The sequence below is a fragment of the Antribacter sp. NEAU-D49 genome (genome assembly GCF_057158775.1).
Genome location: NZ_JBXTSN010000037.1, coordinates 1 through 15,214 on the forward strand (window position 1 = coordinate 1; position 15,214 = coordinate 15,214).

Sequence of the window (15,214 nt, forward strand, 5' to 3'; positions counted from 1 at the left end):
TGTGAAGTCTCAGGACATCGTGCGCGGTTGTGTCTCAGGACATCGTGCACGGTCTGTCTCGGGACATCGTGCACTGTTGCCATGGTCAATTCGGTGCCGCCGGACGTGCGGTGGGCGATCGTGCAGTTTCCGCTGGACCCGCCGCGGGGTGCTGTGTCTCGGTTCTGCACCGAGCACGGCATCTCGCGGCGGGTCTTCTACAAGATCCGTGCGGCAGCTCGCCGGGACGGGCCGGTCCCGGCGACCGAGCCCGGTTCGCGGCGTCCGAGGTCGAGCCCGTCGCGGACCGACCAGGACGTGCTGGACATCGCGCTCAAGACCCGCACCTGGCTGCGGGAACAGGGCCTGGACCACGGTCCGGTCAGCGTCGTGGACCGGATGCGCCGCGACGGGCTGAACCCGCCCTCACGGGCGACGCTCGCGCGCTGGTTCGCCCGAGCCGGCCACGTGCGACCCGAGCCCCGCAAACGACCCCGCTCGGCGAACCGCAGGTTCGTCTACCCCTGCCCGAACGCGTGCTGGCAGCTCGACGCGACCGACTGGACCCTGGCCGACGGACGCCGCTGCGTGATCTTCCAGCTCATCGACGACCACTCCCGCCTGGCCGTGGCCTCCCGAGCCGCGTGGGGCGAGACCGGCAACGACGCGATCGCAGTGTTCGACACCGCGGTCCGGCGCCACGGCGTGCCCCAGCGGCTGCTGTCGGACAACGGCGCAGCACTGAACCCGACCCGCCGCGGAGTCACAGGCCGGCTGGTCGAGCACGTCCGCGCGCTGGGCGTGACCCCGATCACCGGCAAGCCCTACAAACCCACCACCCAGGGCAAGAACGAACGCTTCCACCAGACCCTGCACAAGTGGCTCAACGCCCGCCCCCCGGCCCGGACCCTGACCGAGCTGCAGACCCTGCTCGACACCCACGACGCCTACTACAACACCCAACGCCCCCACCAAGCCCTGCCCGGCCACATGACGCCCCAGGAAGCCTGGGACGCGACCACTCCGGCCGACCCGCCCACCCCACCCGACGGACCACACCTGCCCCCGCCACCGGCCCGAGCACCCGCCGACGGCACCACGACCACCACCGTCAGCCCCACCGGACGGATCACCTGGCGCTCCTGCGAGCTCTACCTCGGCCGCCGACACGCCACCACCCCGGCCACGATCACGTGGGACCAGACCACCATCACCGTGACCGGACCCGACGGCACGATCCTGGCCCGCTACCCCCGACCCGCACCCAGAACCCGCTACCTCGGGACGAAGAACCGCCTACCCACACCATGACAAACCCGACCCGTGCACGATGTCCTGAGACACCACACCGTGCACGATGTCCCGAGACACAACCACGCACGATGTCCTGAGACACCACAGTTGCCGATCATCCGACGAACTGCCGATCACGCACCGGGGTGAGGGGCGGCCGGGCGGCGGGCGCGGCGGGCGTCAGCGCCCCGAGCGGGCCCGGGCCGCTCGCTCGGCCGCCAGCGTGTATGCCGCGTCCGTCGCCGCCAGCACGTCCTGCCAGTCGGTCTCCGGCAGGACGGCGCGGTTGTGCGCCAGGATCCCGTCGAGCAGGGCGGCGTCGGTGGACAGCCGCACGAGGGCGTCGGCGACAGCCGCGTCGTCGGGCACCACGAGGCCTCCCTGGCCGTCCACGACGCGCTCGGCCACGCCGGAACCCGCCCGGGTGACCACCGCCAGGCCCGCGGCCTGGGCCTCCAGGGCCGCGAGGCCGAAAGCCTCCTGGACAGCGGGTGCGACGAAGACGTCGGCACGCGCGTAGAGGCGCTTGAGGTCCGTGGGCGTGAGGCGGCCCGGCAGCGAGACGACGCCCCGGAGCCCGCGGGCGGTCACCCGGCGTCGCGCCTCGGCCAGCTCCGGGCCCTCGCCCACGAGCGTCACGAAGAGGGCGCCGTCGGGGAGCCGGGAGACGGCGTCGGACACTGCGTCCACCAGGGGGAGCATCCGTTTGCGGGGCGCGAAGCGCCCGGCCGAGACGACGTGGACCGCGACGCCCTCAGCGCGGTCGGCGCGCTCCGTGCGGGGCACCCGCCACCCGGCCAGGTCGAGCCCGTTCGGGAGGATGACGACGTCGCCGCGGTCGCGCACCACACGGCGCAGCGGCGCCGCCGTCAGCTCGCTCACCGCCGACCACACGACCGGCCAGTCCGCCCACCGCACCACCCTGTCGAGCGCGGCGAAGCCTCGCTCCGCGGCGCCCCACACGCTGTGCACCGTCAGCACGGCGGGCAGGCCGAGGCGGGTGACGGGCCGCAGCGCCGCCTGCGTGGTGGGGGCGAGCACCCCCATGTGGAGGTGTACGACGTCGGGCGCGGCGCCCGCGGCCACGGCCTGCCGCAGGCGGCGGACCACGTGCGTGGTGGAGCGCGGGTGGATCGGGTAGCCGCCGGGGATGCGGGCGGCGACCCGGTGGACGGTGACGCCGTCGACCACCGAGGTGCTGAGGCCGTGGGCGCCGGGGGTGCCGGGCGTGGTGGTCACGACCTCGACGTCGTGCCCCGCAGCGGCCTGCTGCGCGGCGAGACGGCTCACCTGCGACTCGATGCCGCCGAGCAGCGGCAGGTACGAGTCGGAGACGTGGGTGATGCGCACGCGGTCATCCCATCACACCTTCGACGGGCGGTCCGGGCCGGGCGTGGTTAGCGTGACGAGCATGTCCAGCATCGAGACGTACCGTCCCGTCCGCGGCGTCAAGGGCGCCGGGACCGTCGCCATCCTGGCGGGCCTTGTCCTCATCGTCGCGGGCGTCCTCGTGTGGATCCTCGTGTCGACCCAGCTCTCCGACCAGCGGATCACCGTGTCCGACGACGCGAGCATGCTCGCCGGCCAGCAGGTCACCGGCCCGTTCACCGCCTATGCGCAGGCAGAGGTGATCAACGAGCACGCCCTGGCCGCGTCCGACGGCAAGACGTACGCCGAGCTGGGGCAGGACGACCCGGTCCGCGAGACCGTCATGAATGCATCGTTCCTGCGGGCCTCGCTCTTCACCTCGGTGGTCGCGTTCGGCATCTGCGCGCTGGTGATCGGCCTGGGGATCGTGTTCCTCGTGGTCGGGAACGCGCTGAGGCGGCTCGCGACCGCCGAGGCGATCGCGAGCCGCGCTCCCTGACCAGCTGTTCCCGACCGCTGCCGCTACGAGCGGCGGCGGGTCACTTGCGGCGGCGCAGGCTCGTCAGGATGGAACCGCCCACCAGCGCCACTCCGGCGACACCGAGCAGCACGATCGCCGCGATCCCGAAGTCGATCCGGAAGCCTGCCACGGTCGCGAGCAGGCCCAGCCCGAACGCCACCACGACGAAGCCCCAGACCACGGTGCCCACGCGGGTGCCGGCCGGGCGGGGCGCTGCGGTGGGGGCCGCAGCCGGAGGGGTGGCGGACGGCGGTGCCGCCGCAGCCGGGCCGGGCGCCGTGGCGGGCGGTGCCGTGCTCGCCGGAGCGGGACCGGACAGTCCCGGCCCTGCGGCGGGCTCGCGGACCGGCTCGTCGAAGGCGCTCGGGGCGGGTTCGTCCCGGACGTCGTCAGCCACGGGGGTCGCCGGACCGGACGCCGCCGGGTCGCCGGTGGTCGTGTCGTCCGCGTCGCCCGGCGCCGGCTTGTCGCCCGGCCGCTCGTCCGGCCGTTCTCCTGACCGGCCCGAGGGGGCCGCGAGACGCTCCGTGACCGACGGGGCGGCCACGGCGGCCGGAGCAGCGGGCGGCGTCACGATCTGCAGGGTCTCCGTGGGCGGCGTCACCGGCAGCTGCTCGGTGCGGGCGGGGTCCTCGCGGGCACCGTCGGGGTTCTGGTTCTGGTTCATCAGCTCTCCTCGATCACGATGTCGCCGGCGCCGACGTTGATCACCAGGTGGAGCAGGGCGCCGCCTGCGTCGTCGGCCTCCTCGGTGGAGAAGGTGGTGGTCTCCCCGACGCCGCTGACGGACCGGTTGCCGCCGTCCACGTGCCAGGTGACCGTCCCGGCGCCGACCGCGACCTCGGCCTCGGCGGCCACGCCGTCCGGGAGGATGACCGTCGAGCCGCCGGCACCCACGTCGATGGGCACGCGGACCGGGTCGTCGGCGGTCACGTCGGACAGGTCGAGCCCCGAGAGGTCGATCACCGGCTCGCCCCAGGGGATCTCGAACCCGTCCTCGGCGCGAGCGACGTCGTCGACCGCGAAGGTGCCCTCGGTCAGGCTCATCGACTCGCCCAGGTCCTGGATGTGGACAGAGGTCATGGCGGCGTGGTCGTAGCTCTCCGTGTCGGCCCACACGCCCCAGCCGACGATCGCGCCGATGACGGCGACCACGGCCCAGAAGTTGAGCCCGCCGCCGGTGCGGCCACGGAGCCCGGCGACCACGAGCGCGAGCCCGATGATCACCGTGCTGACGCCGAACCAGGCGCCCCAGAACGGCAGGGTCGCGTCGAGCCCCTGGAAGGTGATCCCCAGGCGGTCCTGGATCAGGAGCACGGCGCCGGCCAGCAGGATCAGGCCGACCACGATGCCGGCGCCCGACTGCCGCTCACGAGGCTTCGGCGGCTGGACCGGCGGGAGCGGGGGGACCGGCGGCACCATGACGCCGCCTGCGGCCGGACCGTGCGGGGGGTACGGCAGAGGGCCAGGGTGCGGGCCCGGGCGGTAGGGGACCGGCGGCGCCTGGTAGGGAGGACGCGCCGCACCCGCCGGGGTGGAGCCGTACTCGACCGGCGGGGCGGGCCGGAAGCCGGACGCCTCGCCGGGTACCGGACCGGCACCCGGCACCGGACCGGCACCCGGGGCGGGGACGGCGCCTGGAACGGTCGGGCGGCGCTTGCCGCTGTTCTGGACCACCAGGTAGACCGCGAGGGCGATGGCACCGATCCAGAACATGGTGCCGAGCCAGCCCACGCCGCTGTCGTCCCACCAGCTCCACGGTCCGCCCCAGGAGAGGCCGACGAGGAAGGCGGCGACCGCTCCGAGCATGGCCACGTCGAAGTTGCCGCGCAGTGCCTGCTGGAGGTGGATGCGGCCGTCGCGGCGCTCCGGGAGGAGCGCCCAGCCGAGGGCGTACAGCACCAGTCCCACCCCGGTGAGGAAGAAGCTCACCAGCAGGAGGCCGCGGACCAGGAGCGGGTCGATGCGGAACCGCTCGGCGACGCCTGCGGCCACACCGCCGACCCACCGCTCGTCGGACCGGGAGAGGCCGCCGCGCCGGACGCGGTCGAAGAAGCCGTCCTGGCCGGGCGGGGAGCCCGGCGGGGGTCCGGCCTGGGTGGACGGGTCGGCCTGGGGCGCAGGGCCGACGCCGGGGCTGCCCCAGGCAGGCTCGGTGCGTCCGTCACCAGGGTGCTCGCCACGGGCCGGCTCGGGCCGTGGCTGCGGAACGTCGTCGGTGGTCATGGAACCATCCTGATCCGGCGACCGCGCCCCGGTCATCGGGGATCCGCCCTGAGACCCACCCTGGTTCGTGGGCCCCGGGACCCTGAATTCCGGCCGATCCGTCTCTCGGGGGCACCGGAGCATGCCACGATCGGTAGGTGACCTCCACCGACCGTGAACGCCTGCCGTTCCTCCGCCCGCAGCGGGGGCGCGTGGCCGGAGGCGTGGCCGCGGGCCTCGCGGCCCACCTCGACGCGCAGCCGTGGGTCGTGCGCGCCGTGCTGGTCATGCTGACCCTGGCCGGCGGCGCCGGGATCGCTGTCTACGTCTTCTGGTGGGTCACCGTGCCGGCCGGCGACCCGACGGCGCCCGTGGCGCTGCCCGCGGAGCGGGGCCGGCTGGCCCGCCCGCTCGAGACCGGGACGTCCGGTCAGGCGGTGCCGGGCTCGATCCTGTCGCGCTGGCGGCTGGCCGGTCCCGTCACGCGGCTCGCCCTGCGCGACATCCTCGTCGGCGTGGTCCTGCTCAGCGGCGCGGCGCTCCTGGTGGCGCTCCGCGCGGGCTGGGACCCGGTGTCGTCGTGGGTGCTCCCGGCGCTGATCGCGCTCGGTGGCGTGGCGCTCGCCTGGAGCCAGCTCGACGCCGCCCAGAGGGGCCAGTGGCTCGGCCGTCCCGGCGACGGCGTGGGTCTGCGCAGCAGGGCCGGTGTTCTCCGGCTCGCCGGCGGCGTGGTCCTCGTGATGCTCGGTGTGCTTCTGCTCGTGGGGCAGGGCGTGCCGATCACCACGATGATGCGGGCCACGACGGCCTCGCTGGCGGTTCTCGCCGGGGTCGCGCTGGTGCTCGCGCCCTGGTGGCTGCGCCTGATGCGCGAGCTCGGCGACGAGCGCGCCGCCCGTGCCCGCGAGGCCGAGCGCGCCGACATCGCCGCCCACCTCCACGACTCCGTGCTCCAGACGCTCGCGCTCATCCGGGCACGGGCGAGCGACCCCGACACCGTGTCCCGCATGGCCCGTGCCCAGGAGCGCGAGCTCCGGGAGTGGCTGTACGACGACCGGCACGAGCCCGGCACGTCCCTGGCCTCCGAGCTGCGCACCCTCGTGGGATCGGTCGAGGACACGGCGCCGCGCGGCGAGACCCCGAGCGCGACTCCGGTGACGGTCGACACCGTCGTGGTGGGCGACTGCGTCCCCACCGAGGACACGGCCGCCCTGCTGCAGGCCACCCGGGAGGCGCTCGTCAACGCCGTGACGCACGGCCGGCCCCCGGTGTCCGTGTACCTCGAGATCACCGACGCCGCGGCCGAGGTCTTCGTGCGCGACCGGGGCGACGGCTTCGACCTCGACACCGTCGCGTCCGACCGGTTCGGCGTCCGCGAGTCCATCCTGGGCCGCGTCCGGCGCCGCGGCGGCACCGCCGAGGTGGCCAGCCGCCCCGGCTGGGGCACCGAGGTGCGGCTCAAGATGCCGCGCACGGAACGCTACGCACCGCAACCGGCCCCGTCGCCCGCCCCGGCCCCCGCTCCCACGACGACCACCACGGAAGGTGCGCTGACATGACGACCCAGGCTCCGGCGTCGGGCACCACGGGCGAAGCCGTGCCCGTGGTGCTCGTGGACGACCACCACCTTTTCCGGACCGGCGTGCGCGCCAGCCTCGACGGGCGCGTCGCCGTCGTGGGAGAGGCCGCCGACGTGGACCAGGCCGTCGCGGTGGTGCACCAGCTCCAGCCGCCCGTCGTGCTGCTCGACGTGCACCTGCCCGGCGGCAACGGCGGAGGCGGCGCCGAGGTGGTGCAGCGGTGCGCCGACCTGCGCGACCACGTCAAGTTCCTGGCCCTGTCGGTCTCCGACGCGGCCGAGGACGTCGTGGCGGTCATCCGCGCGGGCGCTCGCGGCTACGTCACCAAGAACATCTCGGGGCCGGAGCTGTCGGCGGCTGTGGTGCAGGTGGCCGGGGGCGACGCGGTGTTCTCGCCGCGCCTCGCGGGCTTCGTCCTCGACGCGTTCGGCACCGGCGCGGGCGACGTCGCGGTGGCCGACGACGAGCTCGACCGCCTCTCCCGCCGCGAGCAGGAGGTGATGCGGCTCATCGCCCGCGGGTACTCCTACCGCGAGGTCGCGTCGGAGCTGTTCATCTCGATCAAGACTGTCGAGAGCCACGTGTCGGCGGTGCTGCGCAAGCTGCAGCTCTCGTCGCGGCACGAGCTGACCCGGTGGGCGGCGGCGCGCCGGCTGCTCTGACGATCACGCGCTGGTGGACGCGTCGCCCGGGGGCCAGTGCGGCGAGAGGCGCACCACGTCGCCCACCACGATGATCGCCGGCGGGCGCACGCCCGCGGCCTCGGCCAGGGCGGCGATCGTCGCGAGCGTGCCGACCGTCACGCGGAAGCCCGGGCCGTAGCCGTCCTCGATCACGGCGACGGGCGTCCCGTCGGGCCGCTCCGCCGTGACCAGGGTGGCGGCGGCCTCCGCGAGCCGCGACACGCCCATGAGCAGCACCAGCGTGTGGTCGGGCCCGCCGGGGACCGACCCCGTGTCCTCGTGGCCGGTGAGCACGCTGAACCCGCGCGCCACCCCCCGGTGCGTCACGGGGATCCCGGCCGCCGCGGGCACCGACACCGCCGACGTCACACCCGGCACCACCTCCACCTCGATCCCGTGCGCGCGGCACGCGGCGAGCTCCTCGCCGCCCCGGCCCAGCACGTACGGGTCGCCGCCCTTGAGCCGCACCACGTCGCGCCCGGCGAGCGCGTGCTCGACGAGCAGCGCGTTGATCTCGTCCTGCGGCACGGGGTGGTTGCCGCTGGTCTTGCCGACGTCGACCACCAGGACGTCGTCGGCCAGCTCCTCCAGCAGCGCGCGCGGGCCCAGGCGGTCGGCGACCACCACGTCGGCCTGCGCGAGCAGGACCCGGCCGCGGGCGGTGATCAGCCCTGTCGCGCCCGGCCCGCCGCCCACCAGGGCCACGCGCCCGGTGCCCGACGTCGTCCCGCTCGGCCCGGGCGAGTCCGTCGCCTCGGGTGCGGGGCGGGCCGTGGGCGCGGCCGTCGCTTCTGGGGCGGTTGCTGCTGCGGGGGCGGTTGCCGCTGGGCCGGCCGGCCGGCCGCGGAAGCGGCGAAGGGGCAGCGCACCCGTCTGCAGCAGGGCTGTCACGGCGTCGCGGACGGCCACGGCACGGCGCGGGTCGCGTCCGGCGCTCACGGCGACGGTCACCTCGTCGGCGCCCGACCCCACCCGGCCGACGGCGGGGACCCACCCGGTGCCGAGCGTCGCGTCGCCCGCGGTCACGCAGAACGTGCGGGCGGCCTCGGCGTCGGCGGCCACGCGGGCGTCCACGGCGGGGTCTCCCGTCGCGGTGTGCACCAGCCAGGCCCCGTCGAGGTCGCCCGTGCGGTACTCCCGCAGGAGGAGCTCGACGCGGGCGGCGTCCGGCCCGCCCGCGGGTCCCGGCCCGCCCGCGGCCAGCGCCGACAGCTCCTCGCACACCTGCGGCGCCACGACGCGCACCACCGCACCCGCGGTGACCAGGCGCTGGGCGCGGCGGGCCGCGACCGGCCCGCCGCCGACGACCAGCACGGGGCGGCCGGAGAGCCGGAGCCCCAGCGGGTACAGGTCGGTCATGGGTTCCTCGGGTCGGTGGTCGGGCGGTCGGCGGTCGTCAGATGTGCAGGCCGCACTCGACCTTGTCGGTCCCGGCCCAGCGGCCGGACCGGGCGTCCGCGCCGTTGCGCGGCCGGGCGGTGCAGGGCTCGCAGCCGATGGAAGGGTAGCCGTCGGCGAGCAGCGGGTTCGCGACCAGCCCGTTCGCTGCCACGTACGCGGCGACCTCGTCGTCGGACCAGGCAGCGAGGGGGTTCAGCTTGACCACCCCGTTCTTGGCGTCGAACGTGACGAGCGGGGCGTTGGCCCGCGTCACGGACTCGCCGCGGCGCAGCCCGGTGGCCCACGCGTCGTAGTCGCGCAGCGCGTTGCGCATGGGCTCGACCTTGCGCATCGCGCAGCAGTAGCTGGGGTCCCGGGCGAACAGGTCCTTGCCGTAGGCGGCGTCCTGCTCCTCCACGGTGAGGGTGGGCCGCACGTCGACCACCACGACGTCGAGCGTGTGCTCGACCGCGTCGCGCGTGCCCAGCGTCTCCGCGAAGTGGTAGCCCGTGTCGCCGAACAGGACGTCGACCCAGGGGAGCTGCTGGGAGACCAGGTGCGCCAGGACCGGGTCCTGCATCGACGACGCGACGGCGAGCCCCGGGCCGAACTCCTTGACCGCCCACGCGATCACCTCGTAGGCGTCCGCCTCGTGGGTGCGTGCCCCCGGCGCGCCCTCGGGCAGGGCGCCGGGCTGGCCCGGGGCGTGGAGCAGGGCCTGGCCTCTCGCCGCGACCTCGCGCAGCTCGTCGGCCGTGCGGCGGGCCCGCTGGCCCCCCGCCCGGACGGACCGGTGGGCCTCCCGGGCCGCGGCACGCGCGGTCTCGCGGGCACGAGCGCGCGCACGGAGCTGCTCGAGCCGGGCGTCGCGCGGAAGCGCGTCCGCCGGGCCGGCGGGAGAGACGGGTGGTGTGACTACCTCGGTCATCGCAGTGCCTCCTCGTCAGCCCGGTGCGCCCACTGCGCGAACGTCTCTTCGCCGTCGCGCTCCTTGTCGAACCGCCGCACCACGCGCTCCACGTAGTCGCCGATCCCGTCCGCGGTCACCTTGAGGCCGCGGACCGTGCGGCCCAGGCCCGCCTCGCCGCGGTCCTGCGACGCCAGCCCGCCGCCCAGGTGCACCTGGAAGCCGGGGACCTGCGCGCCGTCGTCGTCCGTCACGAGCTGGCCCTTGAGGCCGATATCGGCCGTCTGGATGCGCGCGCACGAGTTGGGGCAGCCGTTGACGTGGAGGCTGATCGGCTTGAGCCGCGAGATGTCGCCCAGGCGCTCCTCAAGCTGCGTGATCGCCGTGGCGGCCGTCGCCTTGGTCTCGACGATGGCGAGCTTGCAGTACTCGATGCCGGTGCACGCGATGGTGCGACGGCGGAACTGGCTCGGGTTCGCCTGGAGGCCGAGGGCGTCGAGCTCGGTGACGATCGAGTCGACCCGGTCGGCCGGGACGTCGAGGACCAGGAGCTTCTGGTGCGGCGTGAGGCGGACCCGCTGCGAGCCGTGGGCCTCCGCGACGTCGGCCACCGCGGCGAGGGTGTCGCCGGAGACCCGGCCCACCACGGGCGTGACGCCCACGAAGAAGCGGCCGTCCTTCTGCTCGTGCACGCCGACGTGGTCACCCGGCTGGTCCGGGACCGGCGCGGCGGGGCCGTCCGGCAGGGCGCGGCCCAGGTACTCGGTCTCCAGGACCTGGCGGAACTTCGCCGGGCCCCAGTCGGCCATCAGGTACTTCAGGCGCGCCTTGTTGCGCAGGCGGCGGTAGCCGTAGTCGCGGAAGATGCGCACCACGCCGTACCAGACCTCGGGCGCCTCCTCCGGCCGGACGAACGCGCCGAGGCGCTCCGCGAGGTGCGCCGCCGTCGACAGGCCACCGCCCACCCACAGGTCGTAGCCGATCCCGAGCTCCGGGTGCTCCACCGCGACGAACGAGATGTCGTTGATCTCGTGGACCACGTCCTGGCTCGGGTGGCCGGTGATCGCGCTCTTGAACTTGCGGGGGAGGTTCGCCAGCTCCGGGTCGCCGATCCAGCGCTGCTGGATCTCCTCGATGATCGGCGTCGGGTCGATGAGCTCGTCCTTGGCCACGCCCGCCACCGGGCTGCCCAGGATCACGCGCGGGACGTCACCGCACGCCTCGGTGGTGCTGAGGCCCACCGCCTCGAGCCGCCGCCAGATCTCGGGCACGTCCTCGACCTGCACCCAGTGGAGCTGGATGTTCTGGCGGTCCGTGATGTCCGCCGAGCCCCGGCCGAACTCCTGGCTGATCCCGGCGATCGTGCGGAGCTGCTCCGTGGTGAGGGCGCCGCCGTCGATGCGGACGCGGAGCATGAAGTAGCGGTCCTCGAGCTCGTGCGGCTCCAGGGTGGCCGTGCGGCCGCCGTCGATCCCCGGCTTGCGCTGCGTGTACAGGCCCCACCAGCGGAACCGGCCGTGGAGGTCGTCGCCCGGGATGGAGTCGAAGCCCTCGCGGGAGTACGTCTGCTCGATGCGCTCGCGCACCAGCAGCGGGTCGCTCTCCTGCTTGAACTCCTCGTTGTGGTTCAGCGGGGTCGTGCCGTCGACCTTCCACTGGCCGTTCGGCTTGGCCGCGCGCGGCGGGCGCACGGCGGCGCGCTCGGCGGGCGCGGGGTGGGAGACGGCGGGGGGAGCGGCGGGGACCTGCGTCATGGGTGTCTCGTCCTCGGTCGGGGCGGGACGCGCGGCGCTGGTTTCAGCCTGCCCCGGTGTGGGCGCGAGAGGCTGAGGACCGACGGCGCGCGCCGCTTCTCAGGGGGGATGTCGGCCCGGGCGGTCCGGTGGGCCGGGGTCGGGTCGACGGCTGAGGGGCGCGTCAGCTGCGACAGCAGAGACAGCTGCAGCGAGCGCGACACATTCGCTGCCCGCGGCGGACTGCCGGGGGTGTGGTGTGCGCTGCCGTGGTCATGCCGATGACGGTAACCCGCGCGGTTCCCGGAAGGAACCACCCGTCCACATAGTGGAAGTCGATGGAACATATTGAGCGGGTCGATGGGACGAGTGCCCACCAGGTGGACGTCCCGCCGGCGTCCTGGACCGGTGTGCCTGAGTCTGCCGATAGGCTGCGCGGCATGGAGTTCCTCTACGACCTGTTCGTGTTCGTCCACTTCGCGAGCTGGGCGCTCGTGCTCGGCGGGACGATCGCCTCGATGCGGACCAAGGCGCTCTACAAGGCCGTCTCGCACGGCGCGTGGGGCGCGGTCGGCGCGGGCGTGATCATGACCGGGATCGCTGAGATGTCCGACCTCTGGGCGGACGGCGGGCCGTCGATGGCCAAGATCGGGGTCAAGCTCGCGGTCGCCGTCGTGGTCGCGGTCCTCGCGACGCTCGCGGTGCGCAAGGGCGAGGACGTCTCGCCCGGCCTCAAGGGCGCGGTCCTGGGGCTGACGGTCGTCAACATGCTCGTCGCGGTCTTCTGGCACTGAGCGTGAGCTCGTCGCGCATCACCGAGAACAGGGAGAACTGAACAGTGGAGTGGTGGGGCGAGCTGCTCGTCGGCCTGGCGGTGCTGATCGGACTGGTCGGCATCGTGGTCCAGGTCCTGCCCGGGAACATCCTCGTGGTCGGTGCGATCCTCGTGTGGGCGTGGCTGACCGGCGGCACCGGTGCCTGGGTGGTGTTCGCCATCGCTGTCGCGGCCGTGGCGGCAGCCGAGGTGGGCCAGTGGCTCATCGCCGGCAAGCACATGAAGCGTGCCGAGGTGCCCTGGAGCACTCTCGCGATCGCCGGCATTGCCGGAATCGTCGGGTTCTTCGTGATCCCGGTGGTCGGCCTCTTCGTCTTCTTCACGGGCGCCATCTTCCTGCTCGAGCTGGCCCGCCGGAAGGACCGTGGCGCGGCCTGGTCCGCCACCAAGGCGGCTCTCCAGGCCACCCTGATCACCATCGGCGTGCAGCTCCTGGGCGGCCTCTTCGCCGCGGGCACCTGGCTGATCGGCGCGCTGACGCTGGGCTGACGGCCGTGCTCGTCGGGGCCGACGGCGGCGTCCTTCGCCTCTTGTGGATAACAGGCCGGGGCCCGCCGGACCGCATCACCGACACGCCCACGGCCCGCTCCGCCCGCCGGTACTGTCGCCCCATGCAAGCAGCCGACCTGCCTCTCATCAACACCGTCTCCACGCCCGCGGTGCACCCCTCCGGCGACTTCGCCGTCGTGGCCGTGACCCGGCCCGACCTCGACGCCGACGCCTACGTAGGCCAGCTCTGGACCGTGCCCCTCGTGGGCGACGAGCCGCCGCGCCGCCTCACGCGCGGGTTCCGCGACGCGGCGCCCCAGATCTCGCCCGACGGCACTCTCGTCGCGTTCCTGCGGGCGGAGCCCAAGAAGGCGCCGCAGCTCTACGTGATGCCCGTGCTGGGCGGCGAGCCGGTGCAGGTCACCGACCGCAAGCTCGGTGCCGGAGAGTTCCGCTGGTCGCCCGACGGCACCCGTCTCGCCTTCACGAGCCGCGAGCCCGAGCAGGGACGGTACGGCTCGGTGGAAGGCCTTGATGCCGGCGCGGAGTCGCCGCGCCGGGTGACCACGTGGCAGTACACCCGGAACGGCCTGGGCTACCACCTGGACCGCCCGCAGCAGGTCTTCCTCGTCGAGGTGCCGGACGTCTGGGCCGAGCCCGTCGTCCAGCCCGTCTCCACCGCCGAGGGGAAGCCCGAGCCGCGCCCGCTCGTGGCGGAGCCCCGCCAGGTCACCGAGGCCCTGACCGACCACTCCTCGCCCGTCTTCTCGCCCGACGGCGCCACGCTCGCCGTCGTCGCCGCCGTGCACCCGACGAGCGACGAGGACCTGCGGTCCACGGTGCTCCTCCTCGACGTCGCCGTCACGGACGAGCCGGCCGACGGCCCGGCCAAGGCGGTCGACGCGCTCGGGGGCGAGCTCCTCGACCTGAGCGTCGGCTCGGCCGCCTTCGGCGACGACGGCGCGCTCTACCTGGTGGCGAACGAGGTCGGCCCGGACGGCAAGGACTTCGTGGCCCGCAACCCCGGCCTGTTCCGCGTGGAGGGGGCTGGCAGCCCGGAGGCCGCCACCCGTCGCCTCACCGACGCGGAGACGCTCGCCGTGGACGGCCCGGTCGTCCCGGTGACCGACGGCGTCCTCGTCACGGTCCTCGACCGAGGTGCCCAGCAGCTGGTCTTCGTCACCCCCGAGGGGGACGTCCGGCAGATCACGAACGGCCCGGTGGCGGTGGGAGGCGTGAGCGCCGGCCGCTGGGGCGAGGTCGACGTGGTGGCGTTCTCGTACGCCGACCCGGAGACGTACGGAGACGTCGCGTCCTTCACGTTCGGCGGTACGAGCGACGACGGTGAGGCGGTGCTGGCAGGCGAGTTCCGCCGTCGGACCGACTTCTCCGCCGCTCTTCGCAAGGCGGGCGTGGTGCGCCCCACCGAGCTGACGGTGACCGGCCGCGACGGCTACCCGGTGCACGGGTGGGTCGCCGTGCCCGAGGGCGAGGGCCCGCACCCCACCCTGCTGATGATCCACGGCGGGCCGTTCGCCTCGTACGGCGTGGCGCTCTTCGACGAGACGCAGGTGCTGGTCGACGCCGGGTACGCGGTCGTGTACTGCAACCCGCGCGGGTCGGCCGGGTACGGCGAGGCGCACGGCCGCGCGATCCGGCAGGCGATGGGCACGGTCGACCTGCACGACGTGCTGGACTTCCTCGACGGCGCGATCGCGTCCGACGACCGCCTGGACGGCACCCGGACCGGCGTGCTCGGCGGGTCGTACGGCGGGTATCTCACCGCCTGGACCATCGCGCACGACCACCGGTTCGCCGGCGCGATCGTGGAGCGCGGCTTCCTCGACCCCGAGCTGTTCTTCGGCACGAGCGACATCGGCTGGTTCTTCGGGCAGGAGTACGTCGGGACGTCGCCTGAGGCGGTCACGGCCCAGTCGCCGCAGGCCGTCGCCGGGCAGGTGCGGACCCCCACGCTCGTGCTCCACTCCGAGCAGGACCTGCGCTGCCCGCTCTCGCAGGCGGAGCGGTACTACGCCACCCTCAAGCGCCACGGCGTCGAGACGGAGCTCGTGATCTTCCCGGGCGAGAACCACGAGCTGTCCCGCTCGGGCCGTCCCCGGCACCGGGTGGAGCGGTTCGAGGTCATCCTCGACTGGTGGAAGCGGTACCTGCCGGTCGGCTGACGGGGAGTGCGCGCCAGACTGTTTCCAGGTCCGTCTACGGGCCCGTAAGCGGACCTGGA

General features: G+C 74.3%; 13 protein-coding genes. 7 read left to right on the top strand and 6 right to left on the bottom strand.

The window, feature by feature from the left end; all coding sequences use genetic code 11:
- The first annotated feature begins 81 nt into the window (after positions 1 to 81).
- On the top strand, positions 82 to 1,290 hold the full coding sequence (locus AC060K_RS20995; protein WP_483767225.1) for an integrase core domain-containing protein: 1,209 nt from the start codon (positions 82 to 84) through the stop codon (positions 1,288 to 1,290).
- Positions 1,291 to 1,452: 162 nt separating this feature from the next.
- On the opposite strand, the gene AC060K_RS21000 is transcribed toward AC060K_RS20995, so the two are convergent.
- The gene (locus tag AC060K_RS21000) at positions 1,453 to 2,622 is read right to left on the bottom strand and encodes a glycosyltransferase family 4 protein (protein ID WP_483767226.1); all 1,170 of its coding nucleotides are present in this window, start codon (positions 2,620 to 2,622) and stop codon (positions 1,453 to 1,455) included.
- Positions 2,623 to 2,683: 61 nt separating this feature from the next.
- Here AC060K_RS21000 and AC060K_RS21005 point away from each other — a divergent pair, with 61 nt between their 5' ends.
- Complete coding sequence (locus AC060K_RS21005; RefSeq protein ID WP_483767227.1) at positions 2,684 to 3,139, top strand: aromatic ring-opening dioxygenase LigA; 456 nt, start codon at positions 2,684 to 2,686, stop codon at positions 3,137 to 3,139.
- 40 nt (positions 3,140 to 3,179) lie between these two features.
- Here AC060K_RS21005 and AC060K_RS21010 read toward each other — a convergent pair whose 3' ends face one another.
- On the bottom strand, positions 3,180 to 3,827 hold the full coding sequence (locus tag AC060K_RS21010; protein WP_483767228.1) for a hypothetical protein: 648 nt from the start codon (positions 3,825 to 3,827) through the stop codon (positions 3,180 to 3,182).
- The gene (locus AC060K_RS21015; protein ID WP_483767229.1) at positions 3,827 to 5,386 is read right to left on the bottom strand and encodes a PspC domain-containing protein; all 1,560 of its coding nucleotides are present in this window, start codon (positions 5,384 to 5,386) and stop codon (positions 3,827 to 3,829) included. Before AC060K_RS21015 ends, AC060K_RS21010 begins: the two co-directional genes overlap by 1 nt.
- A 137-nt stretch (positions 5,387 to 5,523) precedes the next feature.
- Here AC060K_RS21015 and AC060K_RS21020 point away from each other — a divergent pair, with 137 nt between their 5' ends.
- Both AC060K_RS21020 and AC060K_RS21025 read left to right on the top strand, forming a co-directional pair.
- The gene (locus tag AC060K_RS21020) at positions 5,524 to 6,924 is read left to right on the top strand and encodes a PspC domain-containing protein (RefSeq protein ID WP_483767230.1); all 1,401 of its coding nucleotides are present in this window, start codon (positions 5,524 to 5,526) and stop codon (positions 6,922 to 6,924) included.
- Positions 6,921 to 7,607, top strand: coding sequence for a response regulator (locus AC060K_RS21025; RefSeq protein WP_125773731.1), 687 nt, complete (start codon positions 6,921 to 6,923; stop codon positions 7,605 to 7,607). Before AC060K_RS21020 ends, AC060K_RS21025 begins: the two co-directional genes overlap by 4 nt.
- Before the next feature lie 3 nt (positions 7,608 to 7,610).
- On the opposite strand, the gene cobA is transcribed toward AC060K_RS21025, so the two are convergent.
- The 3 genes from cobA to AC060K_RS21040 are packed head-to-tail and all read right to left on the bottom strand — an operon-like array spanning position 7,611 to position 11,669.
- Positions 7,611 to 8,987, bottom strand: a complete 1,377-nt coding sequence (gene cobA / locus AC060K_RS21030) for a uroporphyrinogen-III C-methyltransferase (RefSeq protein ID WP_483767231.1) — start codon at positions 8,985 to 8,987, stop codon at positions 7,611 to 7,613.
- A gap of 37 nt (positions 8,988 to 9,024) precedes the next feature.
- Positions 9,025 to 9,936, bottom strand: coding sequence for a phosphoadenylyl-sulfate reductase (locus tag AC060K_RS21035; protein ID WP_483767232.1), 912 nt, complete (start codon positions 9,934 to 9,936; stop codon positions 9,025 to 9,027).
- Positions 9,933 to 11,669, bottom strand: a complete 1,737-nt coding sequence (locus tag AC060K_RS21040) for a nitrite/sulfite reductase (RefSeq protein WP_483767233.1) — start codon at positions 11,667 to 11,669, stop codon at positions 9,933 to 9,935. The genes AC060K_RS21035 and AC060K_RS21040 overlap by 4 nt, the downstream gene beginning before the upstream one ends.
- A 419-nt stretch (positions 11,670 to 12,088) precedes the next feature.
- Between AC060K_RS21040 and AC060K_RS21045 the strand changes: the two genes are divergently transcribed.
- The 3 genes from AC060K_RS21045 (at position 12,089) to AC060K_RS21055 (ending at position 15,155) form a co-directional block, all read left to right on the top strand.
- On the top strand, positions 12,089 to 12,442 hold the full coding sequence (locus tag AC060K_RS21045; RefSeq protein WP_483767234.1) for a hypothetical protein: 354 nt from the start codon (positions 12,089 to 12,091) through the stop codon (positions 12,440 to 12,442).
- Between the two features lie 44 nt (positions 12,443 to 12,486).
- Positions 12,487 to 12,972, top strand: a complete 486-nt coding sequence (locus tag AC060K_RS21050) for a DUF456 domain-containing protein (RefSeq protein WP_483767235.1) — start codon at positions 12,487 to 12,489, stop codon at positions 12,970 to 12,972.
- A 122-nt stretch (positions 12,973 to 13,094) separates the two neighbouring features.
- Positions 13,095 to 15,155 carry a S9 family peptidase gene (locus AC060K_RS21055; protein WP_483767236.1) on the top strand — a complete coding sequence of 687 codons (2,061 nt, stop codon included), beginning with the start codon at positions 13,095 to 13,097 and terminating at the stop codon, positions 15,153 to 15,155.
- Positions 15,156 to 15,214: the final 59 nt, after the last annotated feature.

Coding starts and splice junctions, on each gene's coding strand:
- AC060K_RS20995 (WP_483767225.1), top strand. CDS start 82: ATGGTCAATTCGGTGCCGCCGGACGTGCGGTGGGCGATCGTGCAGTTT.
- AC060K_RS21045 (WP_483767234.1), top strand. CDS start 12,089: ATGGAGTTCCTCTACGACCTGTTCGTGTTCGTCCACTTCGCGAGCTGG.
- AC060K_RS21055 (WP_483767236.1), top strand. CDS start 13,095: ATGCAAGCAGCCGACCTGCCTCTCATCAACACCGTCTCCACGCCCGCG.
- AC060K_RS21035 (WP_483767232.1), bottom strand. CDS start 9,936: ATGACCGAGGTAGTCACACCACCCGTCTCTCCCGCCGGCCCGGCGGAC.
- AC060K_RS21010 (WP_483767228.1), bottom strand. CDS start 3,827: ATGAACCAGAACCAGAACCCCGACGGTGCCCGCGAGGACCCCGCCCGC.
- AC060K_RS21005 (WP_483767227.1), top strand. CDS start 2,684: ATGTCCAGCATCGAGACGTACCGTCCCGTCCGCGGCGTCAAGGGCGCC.
- AC060K_RS21040 (WP_483767233.1), bottom strand. CDS start 11,669: ATGACGCAGGTCCCCGCCGCTCCCCCCGCCGTCTCCCACCCCGCGCCC.
- cobA (WP_483767231.1), bottom strand. CDS start 8,987: ATGACCGACCTGTACCCGCTGGGGCTCCGGCTCTCCGGCCGCCCCGTG.
- AC060K_RS21015 (WP_483767229.1), bottom strand. CDS start 5,386: ATGACCACCGACGACGTTCCGCAGCCACGGCCCGAGCCGGCCCGTGGC.
- AC060K_RS21025 (WP_125773731.1), top strand. CDS start 6,921: ATGACGACCCAGGCTCCGGCGTCGGGCACCACGGGCGAAGCCGTGCCC.